Raw genomic sequence first — 20,388 nt, forward strand, 5'->3', positions numbered from 1 at the left:
TAATTACATAACTTTGTGTTTATTAACATAAATGCTACATGAAAGGAAAAAGTATATTGTATATATCATCTGATATATTTCCATATTCTAACCATAATTCTATTTCTAAAACTACTTTAAAAGTATCTAAATTAATGCATTCATGTGGAAATGATGTACGTATATTTATTCCTCGTTTTGGCATTATTAATGAACGACGTCATCAATTACATGAAGTAATTAGATTATCAGGGTCAACTTTAGTTATAGATAACATAGAACAACCTTTATTAATAAAAGTAGCTACTATACCATCAGAACGTTTACAAGTCTATTTTATAGACAATGAAGAATATTTCAAAAGAAAAGCTATATATGAAGATGAAAAAGGCAATCTATTCAAAGATAATGATGAAAGAACATTATTTTTTACAAAAGGTGTGTTAGAAACTGTAAAAAAATTAAATTGGATACCAGATGTTATTCATATTTATGGATGGATAAGTTCATTAATTCCATTATATGTAAAATTATATTATAAAAATCATGTAATATACAAAAAAGTAAAAATTTTAGCATCTATTTTTAATAATTATTTTAAAGGAAATCTTAATAATAATCTTATTAAAAAGATAAAAAACGATGGTATTAATTTTTTCAAATATATTAAAAAAAATCCTAATTACATTAATTTAACCAAATTATGCATATATTTTTCTGATTATATAATAAAAGAAGATGAAATCTTACTACCCGAAATTGAAAATTTTATTCAAAGAAAAAAAAATAAAATAAAATTATTTTCTTCTAAAATAGAAGATATATCATCTATATATAATAAAATCCTTAAATAAGGGTTTTTTTTGTGGAGCTGGCGGGATTTGAACCCGCGTCCATAGAAGAAACATAACAATATTTCTACATATTTAGCTGATAGTTAGTTTTTTGTAATTTAGTATTATCAGCATCCTAAACTACATATCAGTCTCTTTTTTTTTACAAAAGTCTTAGAGACATCGACTTTTATACCTTACTTATTAGTATCCCTGTATCCAATGCAGTAAGGCAAACATTATGGAGGGATATCTCACTTTTGTATATTAACAAATAAAGCTATGATAAATGTTTATTTATCAAGCAGCGAGAGCAAAATTATTATTGCCATTTAATTAATTATAAGACAAGATTAACGTGTATATCTTATATTTGACACGATATGCTTAATTGTTATATTTATCTTCTTGTCAAATCCAAATTCAGCCCCATATATTAATTAATTTTTAATTCTTTTTTTACTTGATTTGTAATATCAGGACCAATATTAATTAATATTCCTTTTCCAGGACTACTATCATCTATACGCATAATTGTTTTATCTTTATTCATTATATTTTTCAATGCTAAATCAAATTTTTGAAAAACAGGAAATAATAATTCTTTTTCTTTATTTGATAAATCATTAGTAATCATTTGTTGAAGTTTTTCTCTTTTTTTATATAAATCCATCAAATTTGATTTAAAATCTGAATATGATTTTTTATTATTAAATAATAACATTTCTATTTCATTATTAATTTCTTTTAATGAATTTTGATGATTTGCTATTATTTTTTCTAATTCTTTTTTAGCTTTAATATATTCAGGTATTTTTTCTAAAACCTCAATACTATTTACACAAACAATTTTATAAGGAGTGATATTAGCAGTATTATATATCTTATTATTATTATTAGATAATACTTTATTAGATAATACTATAGTCCCTATAGATGTTATCAATATAAACATTAATATTTTATATTTTTTCATAATCATATAATTTTATATATAATATAATATTTTATCTATCTATCATAAAATGTAGTTTATAATTTGAATTATCAAATCCATATCCTATATCAATTCCTAAAATACCAATATAAGGAATAAATATCCTAAAACCAGTACCAATAGATTTTTTTAAATCTAAAGGATTATAATTTTTAATATTAGAATATATATTTCCAGCTTCTAAAAATCCTAATATACCCATTTTAATTGGTTGATTAAAAAATGGATTTTTAATAAAAAATGGATAAATAATTTCAATAAAAATTTTATTTTTAATAAAATCAGAATTAGAATCATAACCTCTAATATTTAAAATAAAATTATTAATATTAATAGGAAATCTATAATTTTTATTTGTATAGTTTCCTAAAATTCCAAATTCTATTCCAATTTTTGCAATCAAATTATTAAATATTTCTTTATACAAAAATCCTGATAATTCTATTTTATAATATTCAAATAATTCTAAAGTTTTTTTAAAATAAGGTAAAGTAAATATTGTATTTATATTAAATACTGAACCAGTTTTAGGATAAAAAAAATGTTTTTGTGGTAAAGAATTAGCATTATATATAAAATTATAATTTATATCAACTCCATTATTATATATATAATAGTTAATAAATGATTTAATATTAAAATTATTAATTATTTTATTTATTCCTATAGAAAATCCTATATTATATTTATTTTCTTTATTTTCTTTATTATCATCCAAAGATAAATATTTTTTTATATTATTTTTAATATTATAAATATTATTTATCTGATTATATATAAATTTATTAAAAATATTATCTTTATAAGAATCATCATATTTTAAATTATTTGAAATAATTTTTTGATTTTTCAAATCAATATTTATTAATAATGAAGTATTATTTATTAATGGTTTAATAAATAAAATTCCTATATTTTGAATATTTAATCCTAATTTTGTATTTAATGATAAATATTCTCCACTTCCAATAGGATTTATAGGATTTCGAAATTTATCTAAAATAGAAAAATTATAAATGTTATAAACTATATTAAATACCAATTTATCATCAATTATTGACGAATTTAAAAAAATTTTATTATTATTTAATTCTGATATTTTCCATTCTAAATCTACAGTATTATTACTATTTAATTTTAACTCATTCTTAGCTTTAAGATAACCTAAATTAGAAAGTCTAATTATAGTATTTTCAATTTCTTTTTTAGAAAAAACTTTTCCTGGATATGTAGTTATTTCATTAATAATAATATTATCTTTAGTTTTTAAATTTCCTGAAAATTTTACTTTATTTAAAATAATTATTGGACCTTCATATATATATACATATAAATCAATTTGATTATTTTTTTTTATAACTTTTTCATTTATTTTAATTTTAAAAAATAAATAACCTTTATCTAAATAAAAAGAACTAATATTATCTATAATAATCTTATTAATATCAATTAAATTATTTTTTCTTTTTAAAAAAGAAAATTTATTATTTAAAAAATTTGAATCAAATATTTTATTACCTTTAAAAAAAATATTTCTTAAAAAGAATTTCTCCCCTTCATAAAGTTTAATATATAATATATAATTATTATTTTTAGTTTTAAAAAATTTTTCTTTTATAATTTTGGCATTTATAAAACCTAAAGATTTATAATAATTAATTATATTATATTTATTTAAGTAATAAATTACTTTATTAATTTCTAGATTTTTTTTATATAAAAAAGAAATTAATTTATTATAAGAAATATTTTTATTTCCTTCAAATATTATATTTGTTATCTTATTTTTTATATTATTTCTATTTAATATAGAAATATGCAAATCATTTTTAATAATAGTAAATATTATATATATATTATATATTCCTTTTTTTATGAAAAAATTTTTAATATTATTTTTAATATCTATAATTAAATTATCATTTAATAATATTCCATTTTTTATATAATAATATTTATTATATTTTTTAATTAATGTATTAAAATTTTTTTTAAAATAAGATATATTTATACCTTTTATATTTATATTTTCAATTAAAGGCCAATTTTTTAATTTAAAAAATAAAATAATTTTATTATTTTTTATATTAAAAATATATAAATGCATTTCTTTAAATGCAGAATTATATTTAGTTATAATAGTATTTATTTTATATTTAGATATATTATCTCCAATTTTTAATTTAAAAAATTTTAATAAATCTTTTTTATTTCCTATATTAAATATAATATCTTTTATAATAAAATTATTGTTATTATTAAATATATCTATTGATTTTTTTTCAACATTTATTGAATATTTTGATTTGGCTGATTCAGCATGTATAAAAAAAGATGTAAGTAATAAAAATATAAATAAAACTGTATATTTTTTCATTATTTATTTATTTTAAACAAATTAATTTATTTAAATAATTTGTATTTTTTATATTTTTTTAAATAAAATACTAACATTATGTCCACCAAATCCCAAAGTATTAGACATACTTATATTTATATTTCTTTTTTGAGCTTTATTTTTAGTTAAATTTAACTTAGTATTTATATCAATATTAAAAATATTAATTGTAGGAGGTATAATACCTTTAGTAAATGGCAATATAGCTGCTATAGTTTCTATAGCTCCAGCTGCACCTAATAAATGACCTGTCATTGATTTTGTTGAATTTATATTTATGTTATAAACATTTTCTGAAAATAGATGTTCAATAGCTTTTATTTCTGTTCTATCTCCTAATATAGTAGACGTACCATGAGTATTTATGTGATCAACTTCTGAAGTAAGAATATTAGCATCTTCTAATGCATTTTTCATTGCATTTATTATTCCTATACCTGAAGGATTAGGAGTTGTTATATGATATGCGTCACTTGATAATCCTACTCCCTTTATTTCAGCATACATTTTACTTCCTCTTGCTTTAGCATGTTCATATTCTTCAATGACAATACATCCAGCACCTTCACCTAAAACAAAACCATCTCTATCTCTATCAAAAGGACGAGAAGCTGTTTTATAATCATTATTTCGCGTAGATAAAGCATTTAATGCATTAAATCCACCAACACCACTATAGGTTATAGCAGATTCTGAACCACCAGAAATTATTATATCAGCTTTTCCTAAACATATTAAGTGATATGCATCAACAATAGCATTAGCCGATGAAGCACATGCTGATACAGTTGCGTAATTAGGTCCACTAAATCCATTATTTATAGAAATAATTCCAGGAGTAATATCAATTATTATTTTAGGAATAAAAAATGGATTATATCTGTGTTTTTTTTTTTAAAAAAATTATACGTTTCTTGTTCAAAAGTGATAATACCTCCCAGACCTGAACCCCATATAACACCTATACGATCTTTATTTTTTTTATTTAAACCACTATCAATAATAGCTTCATTAGAAGCTATTATACCATATTGGGTACATAAATCTAATTTACGTTGATTTTTTTTATCAAAAAAAACATCTTTATCATAATTTTTTATTTCACAAGCAAATTTTGTTTTAAAATTTGTAGTATCAAAAGATCTAATTAAATTACAACCATTTTTTCCGTTAATTAATGAATTCCAATAATCATTAACATTATTTCCAATAGGAGTAAATGCTCCTAATCCTGTAATTACTACTCTTTTTAACTTCATTTTTGACATTTTTCACTTTTATGTTTTTCTACTATATAAGAAATAGCATCACCTACAGTAGAAATTTTTTCTGCATCTTCATCAGAAATTTCAATATTAAATTCTTTTTCAAATTCCATAATAATTTCAACTTGATCTAACGAATCTGCACCTAAATCATTAGCAAAATTAGAGGATGTAGTAATTTCATTTTCATCAACTCCTAGTTTTTCTACAATAATAGCTTTTACTATTGAGGAAATATCTGACATATATTTATATTTAGTATTATTATATACAAATGTAATAAAGAAATACTACAATTTCTCAATATCATATACCATTATATTTATAATATTATTATTAACTTCAACTAAACCACCCAAATTTATTTTAAATATATTTATAATATTATTTTTTAATTTAATTTTTATTATTCCAGAATTTAAAATAGATAAAATAGAATCATGATTATTCAAAATTTGAAAATATCCAATAGCTCCTGGAACACTAACACAATAAGCATTTACATTATTATATACTATCTTTTCTGGAGTAATAATATATACTTTCATAGTTCATTATTTATTACTTCTTCAATTGTTCCTTTAAAATTAAAAGCTGATTCTGGAATTTTATCTAAATTTCCATTTATTATCATATTAAATCCTTCAATAGTATCTTTAATATCAACAAATTTACCAGCAATTCCAGTAAATTGTTCTGCTACATGAAATGGTTGAGATAAAAATTTTTGTATACGTCTAGCACGATGAACTATAATTTTATCTTCTTCACTTAATTCTTCCAATCCCAAAATGGCTATAATATCTTGAATTACTTTATAACGTTGAAGAATTTCTTTTACACGTTTTGCACACATATAATGTTCTTTTCCTACAATATCATAATCTAAAATATTTGAACTTGATTCAAGGGGATCTATTGCTGGATAAATACCTAAAGAACTTATTTTTCTTGATAATACAGTAGTTGCATCAATATGTGAAAATGTAGTAGCTGGTGCTGGATCAGTTAAATCATCTGCAGGAACATATATCGCTTGTACAGAAGTTATAGATCCTTTTTTTGTTGAAACAATTCTTTCTTGCATCATTCCCATTTCTGATGCTAAAGTTGGTTGATAACCTACTGCAGAAGGTATTCTTCCTAATAATGCTGACACTTCTGATCCAGCTTGAATAAAACGAAATATATTATCAATAAAAAATAGTACATCACGACCTTTTACACTACTATCACGATAATATTCAGCTAATGTTAAACCTGATAAAGCAACTCTATACCTTACTCCAGGAGGTTCATTCATTTGTCCAAATACAAAAGTAGCTTTAGAATTTTTTAATTCATTTTTATCTACTTTAGAAAGATCCCAATTTCCTTCTTTCATTGATTTCATAAAATTTTCACCATATTTAATTATGCCTGATAAAAGCATTTCTCTCAATAAATCATTACCTTCACGAGTACGTTCTCCTACACCTACAAATACAGAAAATCCTCCATGTTTTTTTGCAATATTATTAATTAATTCTTGTATTAATACAGTTTTTCCTACTCCTGCACCACCAAAAAGGCCAATTTTTCCACCCTTTACATAAGGTGCTATAAGATCAATTACCTTAATTCCTGTATATAAAATTTCTACATCAGTTGAAATATCTTTTAATTCAGGGGCTTTTCTATGAATTGGTAATTTTTTTTTACTACTAATTTCTCCCAAACCATCAATATCATTTCCAATTACGTTAAATATGCGGCCATTAATTTCATTACCAATTGGCATAAGAATAGGTTTACCATTTGATATAACTTCTTGATCACGTTTTAGACCATCAGTAATATCCATTGAAATACAACGTACTATATTGTCTCCAATATGTTGTTGTACTTCCAATACAATTTTATCTCCCATATAATTGAAAGTTTCAATTGAATCATATATTTTAGGTAGATATTTAACATTTTCAAAAATTACGTCAACTACTGGTCCCATAATTTGTACTATTTTTCCTTTTGAATTTTTCATGTATGGGTAAAATGATATTAAATTTAATTATTAAATTAAATTTATTTAAAATAATTATCAATAATATAAAATATGGAAGAATTAAATTCAATAATAAATAATAGCAAAATAGAAATGCAAAAATATTTATTAGTTTTGAAAAAAAAATTTTCTCATATAAGAGCTGGAAAAGCTCATCCATCAATGCTTGAAGGAATAAAAGTTGAATATTATGGTAACATTATTCCTTTGAATAAAATAGCTAATATAAGTGTTTTAGATGCAATGACTTTAGTTATACAACCTTGGGAAATTTCTACATTATCTAATATTAATAAAGCCATTATAAATGCAAATATAGGTTTAATGCCATCTAATAATGGAGAATTATTACATATTAGATTACCTTTTCTTACTGAAGAAGGAAGAAAAGAATTAGTAAAAAAAGTTAAATACGAGTCTGAAAAATCTAAAATAGATATTCGTAATGTTCGTAAAAATGCTAATAAATATTTAAAAAAAACCCAAGGAATATCTGAAGATATATTAAAAAATATAGAAAATAAAATACAAGAACTTACTAACGAATATATAAATATTATTGATAATTTATCAAAATTAAAAGAAAAAGAAATATTAACAGTTTAAAAGAAGAAAAAAATAATGAATATTAAAAATATTTTATCTAATAAAGATAAAATGATATCCAAAGATATAGTTATAAAAGGGTGGGTACGTGCTTTTCGTAGTTTTAGATTTATTGAAGTTAATGATGGGTCTACATGGAAAAATATACAAATTTTTATTGATAATAATTTTGATAAATCATTTTTAAAAAAAATTAATATTAACGCTTCAATTGAAGTAAATGGAATAATTGTAAATAGTAAAGGAAAAAAACAAGATATAGAAATCTATGCTAAATCAATTCATATTTTTTGTTCATCTGATATAAAAGAATTACAAAAAACTATTTTACAACCTAAAAATCATAGTCTTAAAAAACTTCGTGAACAAGCACATTTACGTTTTAGGACTAATATTTTTAGTGCTATTATGCGAATACGTCATAATTTAGCTTTTGCTATTCACAAGTTTTTTAATGATAAAGGATTTTATTATATTCACACTCCAATTATTACTTCTATAGATGCTGAAGGTGCTGGAAAAATGTTTCGTGTAACAACATTAGATAATTTTGATAAAAAAATTGATTTTTTTGGAAAAACTACATATTTAACAGTTTCTGGACAATTAGAAGCAGAAGCTGCTGCTTTAGCTTTAGGAAAAGTGTATACTTTTGGTCCAACTTTTAGGGCAGAAAATTCTAATACATATAGACATTTATCTGAATTCTGGATGATAGAACCTGAAATAGCTTTTTATGAATTGAATGAAACTATTCAGTTAGCAATAAAATTTTTGAAATTTATTATTTTGTTTGTAACAAAATACTGTTCAGAAGATTTAATTTTTTTAAATGATTTTAATCAAAAAATAAAAAAACAAAATACAATTAATTATTTAGAATCAATTTTAAACAAACCTTTTGAAATAATTAGTTATACTAAAGCTATAAATATATTACAAAAAAAATATTCTAATATAGTTTGGGGTATTGATTTACAATCTGAACATGAAAAATACTTAGTAGAAAAATATTTTAAATCACCAGTTATAATATTTGATTATCCCGAAAAAATAAAAGCTTTTTATATGCGTATAAATAAAGATGAAAAAACTGTTAGTGCTATGGATATACTTTTACCTAATGTAGGTGAAATAATAGGAGGATCTCAACGTGAAGAACGTTATGATATTTTATATAAACGTATTCATAAAATGAATATTGATATTAATAATATTAAATGGTATTTAGACACTAGACGATTTGGATCTGTTCCCCATAGTGGATTTGGTTTAGGTTTTGATAGATTAGTTCAATTTGTTACATGTATGAGTAATATACGTGATGTTATTCCTTTTCCTAGAATACCTGGCAATGCAGAATTTTAAAATTTTTTTTTTATGTTAAAAGAAATATCATATCAAAAATTAGAAACAAAACTTTCTCCACAACAAATTCAATTAATGAAATTAGTTCAGTTACCTACATTAGCTTTTGAAGAAAGAATAATTCAAGAATTGGAAGAAAACCCAGCAATAGAACAAGAAGAAATAGAACAAGAAGAAATAGAACAAGAAGAAATAGAACAAGAAGAAGAACAAAATAAAGATTATCAATCAAATAAGATTAATAAGATAAACTATTTAGAATCTGTAAGAACTTTACCTAATATAAGTTTATATGAACATTTAAAAAATCAATTACAAATATTCTTTTTAAAAAAAGAAGATTATATTATAACTAAGTTTATTATAGGATCTTTAGATAAAGATGGTTATTTACGAAGATCTGTTGAAAGTCTAGCAAATGATTTAACATTATTATTTAATATAAAAATTAATATTTATAAAATAGAACAATTAATTTGTGATTATATTCACAAATTAGAGCCTTATGGAATAGGAGCTAGAAATTTACAAGAATGTTTAATTTTACAATTAAATAATAAATATAAAACCCATTCAATTGATTTAGCAACAAAAATTATTAAAAATTCTTTTAAAGAATTTTATAAAAATCATTATGAACAAATAATGCAAAAATTTTCTATTTCTAAATATCAACTTAAGGAAGCTATTTATGAAATTAAAAAATTAAATCCAAAACCAGGAATAATTTATTCTGAATTAAATAATACAAATTATATAATTCCTGATTTTATTGTTAATAATATTAATGGAAAAATAGAATTATCATTAAATAATATAAATACTCCTAAATTAAAAATATCATCTTCATATATTAAAATGTTAAAACATTACAAAAATAAAAAAAATAATACTTTTTTTTTTATTAAAAAAAAAATTGAAACAGCTAAATTTTTTATAAATGCTATAAAACAACGTGAAAATACATTATTGTTAACAATGAGTGCAATTATAAATTTACAAAAAGAATATTTTATTACTGGTGATAAATTAAAAATAAAACCTATGATATTAAAAGATATTTCAAATAAAATTGGAATGGATATATCTACTATATCTCGCGTAGTTAATAGCAAATATGTATATACAGAATATGGTACATTTTTAATTAAAAATCTTTTTTCTGACAAATTCATTAATGAAAAAGGCAAAGAAATATCAACTATAGAAGTAAAAAAAATATTAATTGATTCTATTAATGAAGAAGATAAAAATAAACCTTTTACTGATAAAAATTTAAGTTTTATATTAAAAAATAAAGGATATCCTATTGCTAGACGGACTATCTCTAAATATAGAGAACAACTTAATATTCCAGTTGCTAGATTAAGAAAATCATTTTATTAAAATTCTGGAGAGATGGCCGAGTGGTTTAAGGCGCACGTCTGGAAAGCGTGTTCATTTTATTATGTCAAGGGTTCGAATCCCTTTCTCTCCGCTTATTTTTTCTATACGCTTTTTAGTGCAGGTGAAGGGATTTGAACCCTCATGCTTCTTAATTAAGCACCAGATTCTAATTCTGGCGTGTTTTCCAAATTTCACCACACCTGCGTAGTTTAATTTTTAAATTCAAAGAAAATATTATTATTATAATCAACAAATTTATATTCTAAATATTTAAAAGAATATCTAGGAATTATTTTAATCCATTTTTTATATTTAAAAAACCATTTTAATTGAATAGAAAACAAACCTTTTTGTAAATAAGCTGCTATAAAAGGATGTATGTGCAAAATGATTCTATTATGATTAATAACATTTATTAGAGATTCTATATAATTAATATGCGCTATTGGAGATTCTACTACTTGATTAGGATTAGGTTCAGTAGTATTTATATTTAATTCTTGCCGTACACGTTGACGTGTTATTTGTATTAAACAAAATTTGCTAAGAGGTAATATTTTATGTTTAGCTTTATCATTTTTCATTTCATATTTTATATGTTCATAAAGTTTTTTTCTATGATCATATAAATACATATCTATAGCATCAATTACTATAATACCTCCCATATCTCTCAAACGAATTTGTCTAGCTATTTCAGTAGCAGCTATAATATTAATTTCTAATGCTGTGTTTTCTTTACTACCATTAATATGAATTCCACTATTAATATCAATTACATGAAGTGCTTCAGTATGTTCAATTACCAAATAGGCACCTTTAGTAAGAGGAACATTTTTACCAAACAAAATTTTTATTTGTTTTTCTATACCATATTTTTCAAATATAGGAGTTATACCATTATAATATTTAATTATATTAGTTTTATGGGGTGCAATAATAGAAATATTAGTATAAATATCTTTATAAAGAGACTCATCATCACAAATTATTGAAGTATAATCATCATTAAAAGTATCTCTTAATATACAAGATGCTTTATCTTTTTCACTTAATAGTTTATATGGTATTTCTGTTTCTGATTTTTTAACAATCATATTAACTACATTGTTCCATTTATTTATTAAATAATTTATATCTTTTTTAAAAGAATCAATTTTTTTTTTACCAGCAATTGTTCTAATAATAATTCCAAAATTTTTAGGTTTTATATTTTTAATAATTGATATTAATCGATGTCTTTCTTTATTATCTTTAATTTTTTTTGAAATTAAAATTTTGTCTAAAAAAGGCATAAGTATTAAATATCTACCAGCAATAGATATTTCAGCAGTCAGTCTATGACCTTTATTAGAAATAGGTTCTTTTGTTATTTGTACTAAAATTTTTTGTCCAGTGTGTAATAAATCTGTTATTAGTCCTTTATTTTCTAAATTTATTGATGACTTATTAAATAAATTTATTGATGACTTAAATTGAGGCCCTAAATCTTGATAATGTAAAAATGCATCTTTGGATGATCCAATATTAATAAATGCTGCATTTATACCTATAGCTATAGTTTTGACTATTCCTACATAAAGATCTCCTACAGAAAATTTATTATTAATATTTTCACGATGAAGTTCTGTTAATTTTCCATTTTCTATAATAGCTATTATAACTCCTTTTTTAGTGCTTATTATTAACTCTTTGCTCATTTTTATTTAACTAACACAAAAACTTTTTATTTATTTTTTTTTATGTCTATTTTTTCTACTTCTTTTTTTTCTTTTATGGGTAGCAATTTTATGTTTTTTTCTTTTTTTTCCATTAGGCATAATTATGCATTATTTATTTTTAATTGAATTATGTACTACAAAAATAATTTGTATAATAATCTACAATTATAGCATTTTTTAATTTAAATTATATTTAATTTTTAATTAATTGATTAATTATTTTATTTACATTATAATATTATTATTATTATCGGCTATAATATCCGCTTCTGAAATAGCATTTTTTTCTCTTAATAAAAAACAACTTGAAAAAGAGAAAAAAAAAGATCTTACTAAAGCTAATATTGTAATAAATATTATTAATAATAGGAAAAAACTTTTAGCTGCTCTTATTATATCACATAATTTTTTAAATATTGGAATAGTTATATTTTCTTCTTATTTAATAAATAAATATTTTACTTTTCCAGATATAAATATTTATATATTTAAATATAAAATATTTTTTTCTTTAAAATTTTTATTTGAAGTAGTAGGAATAACTTTTATATTACTTTTATTTGTAGAAATAATACCTAAAATATATGCTAGTCTTGATAATTTCAAATTAGCTGTATTTATGTCAAAACCTATTCATATTATTATGATATTATTAAATCCTTTAATATATATTATGATGATAATATCAAATTATATAGAAAAATGGATAGGTAAAAAACAAAATAAACTTTCTTTATATCAACTTTCACAAGCTTTAAAAATTACTATAAATAAAAAATATGATAAAGATATACTATTTCTTAGAAAAATAGTTCATTTTGGAAATATTGAAACACGTCAGATAATGACTCCACGTATAGATATTTTTGCTTTAAATTATAATACTTATTATGCTGATGTACTAAAAATAATTATATCAGAAGGATATTCTCGTGTTCCTGTTTATAAAGAAAATATTGACAATATTGTTGGTATTTTATTTGTTAAAGACCTTTTACCATTTATTAATGAAATAAATTATAATTGGAATCAACTGATACATTTACCTTTTTTTATACCCGAAAATAAAAAATTAGACGATCTATTAAAAGATTTTAAAGATAAAAAAATTCATTTAGCTATTGTTGTTGATGAATATGGAGGTACTTGTGGATTAGTCACATTTGAAGATGTAATTGAAGAAATTATAGGTGATATAAAAGATGAATATGATGAAGAAAATATTTCTTATTTTAAAGAAGAATACAATAATAAGTATATTTTTGATGGTAAAATATCATTAATAGATTTTTATCGTTTTATGCAAATAAAAGAAGAAGAAGAAGATATATTTGAAAAATATAAAGGAAATGCAGATACTTTAGGAGGTTTTGTAATGCAACTAAACAAAAAATTTCCAATAATAAAACAACAAATAAATTTTTTTAATTATACATTTATAATCAAAGAAGTTGATAAAAAAAGAATAAAAAGTATAGAAGTAATTAGAAAAACTTAAAATAGTGGTCCCAGTTGGAATTGAACCAACGACCCCCTGATTATGAGTCAGGTGCTCTAACCAACTGAGCTATGAGACCATATAAAATATATATAATATATTTATAAATTCTTAATTCTTTTTAATTCTTCTTCAAGAAAAAGAATTTTATTTGAAATATCAAATTCTTTTTTACGTTCTAACGAAATTATATTTTTAGGAGCATATAATATAAATTTTGGATTAGATAATTTGTTACGTAATAATATCAAAAAATTTTTATAAAAATTAATTTTTTGTTGTAATTTTTTTTTATCCATTATTATATTTTTATTTAAAGTAATATAAAATTCATCATTATCTATAATAAATGACAAAAAATTATTTTTTGATGGTTTTTCTTTAATAAAAATTATATGATATATATCAGCTAATTTTCTAATTATTGGATAATAATAATTATTATTATTTTTTTTTAAAATTAATAATGAAAGTTTTTTATCTATTATTTTTTGTTTATTTCTAATAGAACGTAAATGTTCTATTATTTTTAATGTATTTTCAAATTTATCCAAAATTAAAGTATTATATGATTTAACATTAGGAAATTTTGTAATAATTAAAGCTTCATTAATTGAACGTTTTTTTAATAAATGCCATATTTCTTCAGTTATAAAAGGCATATATGGATGTAAAATTTTTAATAAAAATTCAAAATATTTTATAGTAAAATAATATATATTGATAGATATACTATTATTAGGTTTAATTATTTCAATAAATAATGAACAAAAATCATTCCATATTAATTTATATAATAACATTAAGGCATCATAAATTTTATATTCTTTTAATAAAGAATCTATTTTTTTTAAAGAAAAATTTAATTTATGTTTAAACCATTTGATAGCTATGTTAGAATAAATATCACACATTTTATCTTCAATTTTCCATGATTTTATCAATCTAAAAACATTCCAAATTTTATTTAAAAAATTTCTACCTTGAATAAAAATTAATTCATTAAAACATAGATCATTCCATGCATTATTATTTAATAATAATCCTACACGAACAGCATCTGCTCCATATTTATTTATAAGTTTAATAGTATCAGGATAATTTCCCAATGATTTAGACATTTTTCTACCTAAATTATCTTTAATTATACCAGTAAAATAAACAGTATTAAATGGTTTTTGTTTTCTAAAAGTATATCCTGCAATAATCATACGAGCTACCCAAAAAAATAAAATATCATGTCCTGTTACTAAATCATTTATAGGATAATAATATGAAATATCTATATTATTAGGATTACGTATACCATCAAATACTGATATAGGCAATAACCAAGAAGAAAACCAAGTATCTAAAACATCTGAATCCTGTTTAAGTTTATTTTTTATATTAGGATCATTTGTTATTAAACTGGCTTTGTATAAAGCTTCTTCAAAATTTTCTGCAACAACAAAATCATTTTTTCCTTTTCCATAATAATAAACAGGTATACGATGTCCCCACCAAAGTTGTCTAGATATATTCCAATCTGATAAATTTTCTATCCAATTAATATAATTTTTTTTATATTTATTTGGATAAAATTTTATCTCTCCATATTTTACTGCATCTAATGCTGGTTTAGCAAGTTTTTTAATTTTAAAAAACCATTGTAATAAAAGTCTTGATTCAATAATAGCTTTAGTACGTTCTGAAACACGTATTGTATGTACATAATTTTCTACTTTTAATAAACAATTAATTTCTTTAAGTTCTTTAATAATTTCTTTACGAACTTCAAACCTATCTTTTTTATAAAAATGTAATCCATTTTTATTAAAAGTTGCATCTTCATTAAAAAGATCTATAATTGGTAAATTATGTGCATCTGCAAGTGCTTTATCATTAATATCATGAGCAGGAGTTACTTTTAAACATCCAGTTCCAAATGATTTATCGACATATTTATCTTCAATAATAGGAACATAACGATTTACAATAGGAACTATAACTCTTTTACCTTTATATTTAGTATAACGTGAATCATTAGGATTTATGCAAATAGCTGTATCACCTAAAATAGTTTCAGGACGTGTAGTAGCTATTACAAGATAATTTTTTTCACCCTCAATTTTATATTTTATATAAAATAATTTATCATGTCTTTTTTCATAAATAATTTCTTCATCTGAAATTGTAGTTTTTGCAACTGGATCCCAATTAATCATACCATATTTTCTATATATTAATCCTTTATTATATAATTCAATAAAAACTTTAATAACTGATTGATATAATTCTTTATCCATAGTAAATTTACTACGTTTCCAATCACAAGAACATCCCAATTTTTTTAATTGATCAAATATTATATTTGTATATTTATATGACCAATTCCATACACGATCTAAATATAATTTTCTTCCTAAAATTTCTTTAGATAAATTTTCTTTTTTTAATTCAGATATAATTTTTGCTTCAGTAGCAATAGATGCATGATCTGTACCTGGAATCCAACAAGCATTATATCCTTTCATTCTAGCAAATCGTATTAAAACATCTTGTATTGTATTATTTAATATATGACCAATATGAAGTACACCAGTAATATTAGGTGGTGGCACTATCAAAACATATGGTTTTCTATTATCTGGTTTTGAATTAAAATAATTTGCATTTATCCATTGTTTATAACGTTTTTCTTCTATCAATTTGTGATTATATCTAATTGGTAATTCCATAATAAATAATTAAAATTAAGTAGGTATATAAGCCGGATTCTGTATTTATTATAAATCTTTATCATTTATCTAGGATAATAGTTACCTATTATCTCAAACTGCCTACCCTCCGATAATATACGAGCAATATAATAATCGGTATATTTGGCATTTCACCACGTAGAGTTTACCTGATTTCACTACAGCCTAACTGTACTTTCTTTCTGTTGCACTAGTCATCACCTTACGGTGTACGGGCGTTACCCGTTACGTTGCTCTATGGTGTCCGGACTTTCCTCATCATTATAATATGACGCGATAAAGTTACCTACTTAATTTTAAATAAGCATTAATAATTTTATTTACTAAATAATGACGTAAAATATCATTTTCATTAAAAAATATAAATTTTATACCATTTATATTATTTAGTATATTCATTACTTCTAATAATCCTGATCTATTATTATTAGGTAAATCAATTTGACCAGGATCTCCATTTATTATAAATTTAGCATTTTTTCCCATACGAGTTAAAAACATTTTCATTTGAACATTAGTAGTATTTTGTGCTTCGTCTAATATAACAAAAGCATTATCTAATGTACGTCCACGCATAAAAGCTAAAGGGGCAATTTCAATAATTCTTTTATCAAAAAATTCAATTAATTTTTCATATTTAATCATTTTATTTAAAGCTTGATAAATAGGTTGCAAATATGGGTTAAATTTTTCTTTAAGATCTCCAGGAAGAAAACCCAAACTTTCTCCTACTTCTATTGCAGGTCTTGTTAGTATAATACGTTCTACATTTTTATTTTTTAAAGCTTTAACGGCTAAAGCAACACTAATATATGTTTTTCCTGTTCCTGATGGACCAATAGCAAAAACTAGATCATTTTTTTTAATAGCTTCTACTAAAGCTAATTGATTTTTTGTTTTAGGAATAATTGGATTACCAATAGTACTATAAATAATAGATTTAGGATTTTTTTCTAAAAAAAAATCATTTTTAGATAAAATAATTTCTTCAACATTATTTTTATTTAAATAACCATATTTATTTAAATATTTAATTAAAAGATTTATTTTATTATTAAATAATAATAATATATTATTATTTCCTATAGCTTTTAATTCATAATCTTTTGCAATAATTTTTATTTGTGGAAAATAAGAAATAATAATTTCCAAATTATTATTATTTTCTCCATAAAAATCTTTAATAGAAAAACCAGATAAATTAATTGTTAATTCATTCAATATAAAATATAATTTATTTTAATTTAAACAATTATAACTTCCCTATCAAGAATAATTCCAAATTTTTTATTAACATCATCAATTATTCTTTTTGAGAAAGTATAAATATCAATACCATTAGTTGTTCCATAATTAACTATTATATTAGAAGATTTATTATATATTCCTACATTACCAATTCTTTTTCCTTTCCAACCTGATTTTTCTATTAACCAACCAGCAGATAATTTTACTAAATTTTTAGAAAAAAAATATCCAATAATATTAGGATATTTTTCTATTAAAAAATTATAATAATTATTATTAATAATTGGATTTTTAAAAAAACTTCCACAATTTCCAATTTTAATTGGATTTGGAATTTTATTGGTCCGTATATTTATTATTGCTTGGGTTATGTTTTTAAGTGTAGGTTTAATAATTTTCATTTTTTCTAATTCTTCTATTACTTCTTTATATAAAAGATTGAATTTTTTCTTTTTTTTTCTTAAAAAAAAATATATAAATAATATAACATATTTATTTTTTAATTTATTTTTAAATATAGAATTACGATAATTTAATTCACATTCTTTTTTAGAAAAAAAAACTATTTTTCCAGTTTTAATTTCATATGCATATAATCCTATTAATATATCTTTAATTTCTACTCCATAAGCACCTATATTTTGTATAGATGCAGCACCTACAGTACCAGGAATTAAAGATAAATTCTCTAATCCACTAAATCCTTGGTTAACATTCCAAATTACAAAATTTGTCCAAGATTCACCTGCAAAACTTGCTATAATAACATGATATGAATATTCTTTAATAATAAATTTACCTTTTAAATTTAATTTAATTATTAAACCATTAAAATCTTTTACAAATAAAGTATTACTTCCATTTCCTAAAATAAATTTAGGTAAATATTTAAATTTTTTACATTGAAAAATAAATTTTAAACTTTTTAAAGTATTAATTTTTATAAAAAAATTAGTTTTTGCATTTATTTTAAATGTATTAAAATCTTTTAAATTAAAATTTTTTCTAAAATTCATGAATATTAAAAACTTATATAAACAATATCTTATTAGTTCAGGAGTGTCTATAGATACTAGACAATCTATAAAAAATAAGTTATTTTTTGCAATAAAGGGAAAAGTTTATGATGGAAATTGTTTTGCAAATGATGCTATTTTAAAAGGAGCCTCAGCAGCAGTAATTGATAATAAAAAATATTATTTACCAAAAAAAAAAATGTATTTAGTAAATAATAGTTTAATTGCTTTACAAGAATTAGCTGTTTTTCACAGAAAAAAATTTAATATACCTTTTATAGCCATTACAGGAAGTAATGGAAAAACTACTACTAAAGAATTACTATATACTATATTATCTACTCAGTATAAAACATTTGCCACAAAAAATAATTTAAATAATCATATAGGTGTACCTTTAACTATACTTTCTATTCCTTTAGATACTCAAATCGTTATCATAGAAATAGCTAGTAATTATAAAGGAGAAATAAAATTTTTATGTGAATTAGTTCAACCAAATTATGGATATATTACTAATTTTGGGTATGCTCATCTGGAAGGCTTTAATAATTTAGAAGGAGTTATTAATGAAAAGTCAGAATTATATTTATATATAAAACGCTATGGTAATATTGTTTTTATTAATGCTGATGATCCTTTGCAAATACAAAAAAGTTTAGGAATAAATACATATCAATTTTCTACAACAAATAAAAATTATAATTTATATATTAAACCAATATATAAATATAATACTATAAGTTTTTTTTTTAAAAAACAATTAATTTATCCCAATCTTTGGGGAAGATATAATATTACTAATATATCTGCAGCTATTACTATAGCTTATTATTTTAATATTTCTATAAATAATATTATTAATTCTCTAGAAAAATTTCAAACAATAAATAATCGTTCTCAAATTATAATAAAAAAACAACTATATATTATACTTGATGCTTATAATGCTAATCCTAGTAGTATGAAAGAATCTATTAACAATATTAATTTTTTAAATTTAAACATTAAAAAAATAGCTATACTAGGAGATATGTTAGAATTAGGAAATAATAATATGCATTATATGCATGAATATATTGCCAATATAGCTATTGAAAGCAATATAGATTTTATATTTTTAATAGGACATTGGTTTAATAAGATTAATATTTATAGTAAAAAAATTAAAAAATTTGAAAATAAAAAAAAATTACTTGTTTATTTAAAAAATAATATTTCCATAGGAATACTTTTAATAAAAGGTTCTCGTAAAATGAGTTTAGAAAATATTGTTAATTATTTATAA

General features: G+C 21.2%; 15 protein-coding genes, 3 tRNA genes, 2 other RNA genes and 1 pseudogene. 7 read left to right on the forward strand and 14 right to left on the reverse strand.

The features are described from left to right. Window positions 1-38: 38 nt before the first annotated feature. Window positions 39-833, forward strand: a complete 795-nt coding sequence (locus NHG04_00795) for a glycogen/starch synthase (GenBank protein WGH27521.1) — start codon at window positions 39-41, stop codon at window positions 831-833. A gap of 9 nt (window positions 834-842) precedes the next feature. On the opposite strand, the gene ssrA is transcribed toward NHG04_00795, so the two are convergent. The 7 genes and pseudogenes from ssrA to atpD all read right to left on the reverse strand — a co-directional run bounded on the left by ssrA (window position 843) and on the right by atpD (window position 7,495). Beyond that, window positions 843-1,243: a transfer-messenger RNA gene (gene ssrA, locus NHG04_00800) on the reverse strand. Between the two features lie 5 nt (window positions 1,244-1,248). Beyond that, complete coding sequence (locus NHG04_00805) at window positions 1,249-1,788, reverse strand: OmpH family outer membrane protein (protein WGH27522.1); 540 nt, start codon at window positions 1,786-1,788, stop codon at window positions 1,249-1,251. A 31-nt stretch (window positions 1,789-1,819) separates the two neighbouring features. After that, on the reverse strand, window positions 1,820-4,186 hold the full coding sequence (locus NHG04_00810; GenBank protein WGH27523.1) for a hypothetical protein: 2,367 nt from the start codon (window positions 4,184-4,186) through the stop codon (window positions 1,820-1,822). 48 nt (window positions 4,187-4,234) lie between these two features. Continuing rightward, a pseudogene (fabF, locus tag NHG04_00815) lies at window positions 4,235-5,475 on the reverse strand (beta-ketoacyl-ACP synthase II). Further along, window positions 5,463-5,717 (reverse strand): acyl carrier protein, encoded by a 255-nt coding sequence (locus NHG04_00820; GenBank protein ID WGH27524.1) that lies wholly within the window; start codon window positions 5,715-5,717, stop codon window positions 5,463-5,465. Before NHG04_00820 ends, fabF begins: the two are co-directional and overlap by 13 nt. Window positions 5,718-5,762: 45 nt before the next feature. Further along, window positions 5,763-6,020: a hypothetical protein gene (locus NHG04_00825; GenBank protein ID WGH27525.1), complete on the reverse strand. Its 258-nt coding sequence runs from the start codon at window positions 6,018-6,020 to the stop codon at window positions 5,763-5,765. Then, window positions 6,017-7,495 carry a F0F1 ATP synthase subunit beta gene (gene atpD / locus NHG04_00830; protein ID WGH27526.1) on the reverse strand — a complete coding sequence of 493 codons (1,479 nt, stop codon included), beginning with the start codon at window positions 7,493-7,495 and terminating at the stop codon, window positions 6,017-6,019. The genes NHG04_00825 and atpD overlap by 4 nt, the downstream gene beginning before the upstream one ends. Before the next feature lie 72 nt (window positions 7,496-7,567). Here atpD and frr point away from each other — a divergent pair, with 72 nt between their 5' ends. The 4 genes from frr to NHG04_00850 all read left to right on the forward strand — a co-directional run bounded on the left by frr (window position 7,568) and on the right by NHG04_00850 (window position 10,967). Next, window positions 7,568-8,122: a ribosome recycling factor gene (gene frr / locus NHG04_00835; protein ID WGH27527.1), complete on the forward strand. Its 555-nt coding sequence runs from the start codon at window positions 7,568-7,570 to the stop codon at window positions 8,120-8,122. A gap of 15 nt (window positions 8,123-8,137) precedes the next feature. Further along, window positions 8,138-9,490, forward strand: coding sequence for an asparagine--tRNA ligase (asnS, locus tag NHG04_00840; protein WGH27528.1), 1,353 nt, complete (start codon window positions 8,138-8,140; stop codon window positions 9,488-9,490). Window positions 9,491-9,502: 12 nt separating this feature from the next. Next, window positions 9,503-10,876, forward strand: a complete 1,374-nt coding sequence (gene rpoN / locus NHG04_00845; protein WGH27529.1) for an RNA polymerase factor sigma-54 — start codon at window positions 9,503-9,505, stop codon at window positions 10,874-10,876. 6 nt (window positions 10,877-10,882) lie between these two features. Then, window positions 10,883-10,967 (forward strand) — tRNA-Ser (locus NHG04_00850). Window positions 10,968-10,992: 25 nt separating this feature from the next. Here NHG04_00850 and NHG04_00855 read toward each other — a convergent pair. Together NHG04_00855 and NHG04_00860 are read right to left on the reverse strand one after the other, a co-directional pair. Continuing rightward, window positions 10,993-11,080, reverse strand: a tRNA-Leu gene (locus NHG04_00855). Between the two features lie 5 nt (window positions 11,081-11,085). Continuing rightward, window positions 11,086-12,576: an Rne/Rng family ribonuclease gene (locus NHG04_00860; GenBank protein WGH27530.1), complete on the reverse strand. Its 1,491-nt coding sequence runs from the start codon at window positions 12,574-12,576 to the stop codon at window positions 11,086-11,088. A gap of 229 nt (window positions 12,577-12,805) precedes the next feature. Here NHG04_00860 and gldE point away from each other — a divergent pair, with 229 nt between their 5' ends. Next, window positions 12,806-14,095 (forward strand): gliding motility-associated protein GldE, encoded by a 1,290-nt coding sequence (gene gldE, locus NHG04_00865; protein ID WGH27531.1) that lies wholly within the window; start codon window positions 12,806-12,808, stop codon window positions 14,093-14,095. 5 nt (window positions 14,096-14,100) lie between these two features. Here the strand turns inward: gldE and NHG04_00870 are convergent. From NHG04_00870 to murB, 5 genes are all read right to left on the reverse strand, one after another. Continuing rightward, a tRNA-Ile gene (locus tag NHG04_00870) sits at window positions 14,101-14,174 on the reverse strand. A gap of 22 nt (window positions 14,175-14,196) precedes the next feature. Continuing rightward, on the reverse strand, window positions 14,197-16,815 hold the full coding sequence (locus NHG04_00875; protein ID WGH27532.1) for a valine--tRNA ligase: 2,619 nt from the start codon (window positions 16,813-16,815) through the stop codon (window positions 14,197-14,199). Between the two features lie 12 nt (window positions 16,816-16,827). Further along, window positions 16,828-17,129: RNase P RNA component class A (gene rnpB, locus NHG04_00880), an RNA gene on the reverse strand. After that, on the reverse strand, window positions 17,119-18,057 hold the full coding sequence (locus NHG04_00885) for a PhoH family protein (GenBank protein WGH27533.1): 939 nt from the start codon (window positions 18,055-18,057) through the stop codon (window positions 17,119-17,121). Before NHG04_00885 ends, rnpB begins: the two co-directional genes overlap by 11 nt. A 23-nt stretch (window positions 18,058-18,080) precedes the next feature. Then, entirely contained in the window at window positions 18,081-19,100 is a 1,020-nt protein-coding gene (gene murB, locus NHG04_00890) for a UDP-N-acetylmuramate dehydrogenase (protein ID WGH27534.1), read from the reverse strand. Between murB and murF the strand changes: the two genes are divergently transcribed. After that, window positions 19,099-20,388: a UDP-N-acetylmuramoyl-tripeptide--D-alanyl-D-alanine ligase gene (gene murF / locus NHG04_00895; protein WGH27535.1), complete on the forward strand. Its 1,290-nt coding sequence runs from the start codon at window positions 19,099-19,101 to the stop codon at window positions 20,386-20,388. The two genes, murB and murF, sit on opposite strands and share 2 nt — an antisense overlap.

The sequence above is a fragment of the Candidatus Bostrichicola ureolyticus genome (assembly GCA_029851125.1).
In the GTDB taxonomy this organism is placed as follows: domain Bacteria; phylum Bacteroidota; class Bacteroidia; order Flavobacteriales; family Blattabacteriaceae; genus Bostrichidicola; species Bostrichidicola ureolyticus.

What these genes read in the sequence shown, in the direction of transcription:
- NHG04_00795 (WGH27521.1), top strand. Translation starts at nt 39, where the DNA reads ATGAAAGGAAAAAGTATATTGTATATATCATCTGATATATTTCCATAT.
- NHG04_00805 (WGH27522.1), bottom strand. Translation starts at nt 1,788, where the DNA reads ATGAAAAAATATAAAATATTAATGTTTATATTGATAACATCTATAGGG.
- NHG04_00810 (WGH27523.1), bottom strand. Translation starts at nt 4,186, where the DNA reads ATGAAAAAATATACAGTTTTATTTATATTTTTATTACTTACATCTTTT.
- NHG04_00820 (WGH27524.1), bottom strand. Translation starts at nt 5,717, where the DNA reads ATGTCAGATATTTCCTCAATAGTAAAAGCTATTATTGTAGAAAAACTA.
- NHG04_00825 (WGH27525.1), bottom strand. Translation starts at nt 6,020, where the DNA reads ATGAAAGTATATATTATTACTCCAGAAAAGATAGTATATAATAATGTA.
- atpD (WGH27526.1), bottom strand. Translation starts at nt 7,495, where the DNA reads ATGAAAAATTCAAAAGGAAAAATAGTACAAATTATGGGACCAGTAGTT.
- frr (WGH27527.1), top strand. Translation starts at nt 7,568, where the DNA reads ATGGAAGAATTAAATTCAATAATAAATAATAGCAAAATAGAAATGCAA.
- asnS (WGH27528.1), top strand. Translation starts at nt 8,138, where the DNA reads ATGAATATTAAAAATATTTTATCTAATAAAGATAAAATGATATCCAAA.
- rpoN (WGH27529.1), top strand. Translation starts at nt 9,503, where the DNA reads ATGTTAAAAGAAATATCATATCAAAAATTAGAAACAAAACTTTCTCCA.
- NHG04_00860 (WGH27530.1), bottom strand. Translation starts at nt 12,576, where the DNA reads ATGAGCAAAGAGTTAATAATAAGCACTAAAAAAGGAGTTATAATAGCT.
- NHG04_00875 (WGH27532.1), bottom strand. Translation starts at nt 16,815, where the DNA reads ATGGAATTACCAATTAGATATAATCACAAATTGATAGAAGAAAAACGT.
- murF (WGH27535.1), top strand. Translation starts at nt 19,099, where the DNA reads ATGAATATTAAAAACTTATATAAACAATATCTTATTAGTTCAGGAGTG.
- murB (WGH27534.1), bottom strand. Translation starts at nt 19,100, where the DNA reads ATGAATTTTAGAAAAAATTTTAATTTAAAAGATTTTAATACATTTAAA.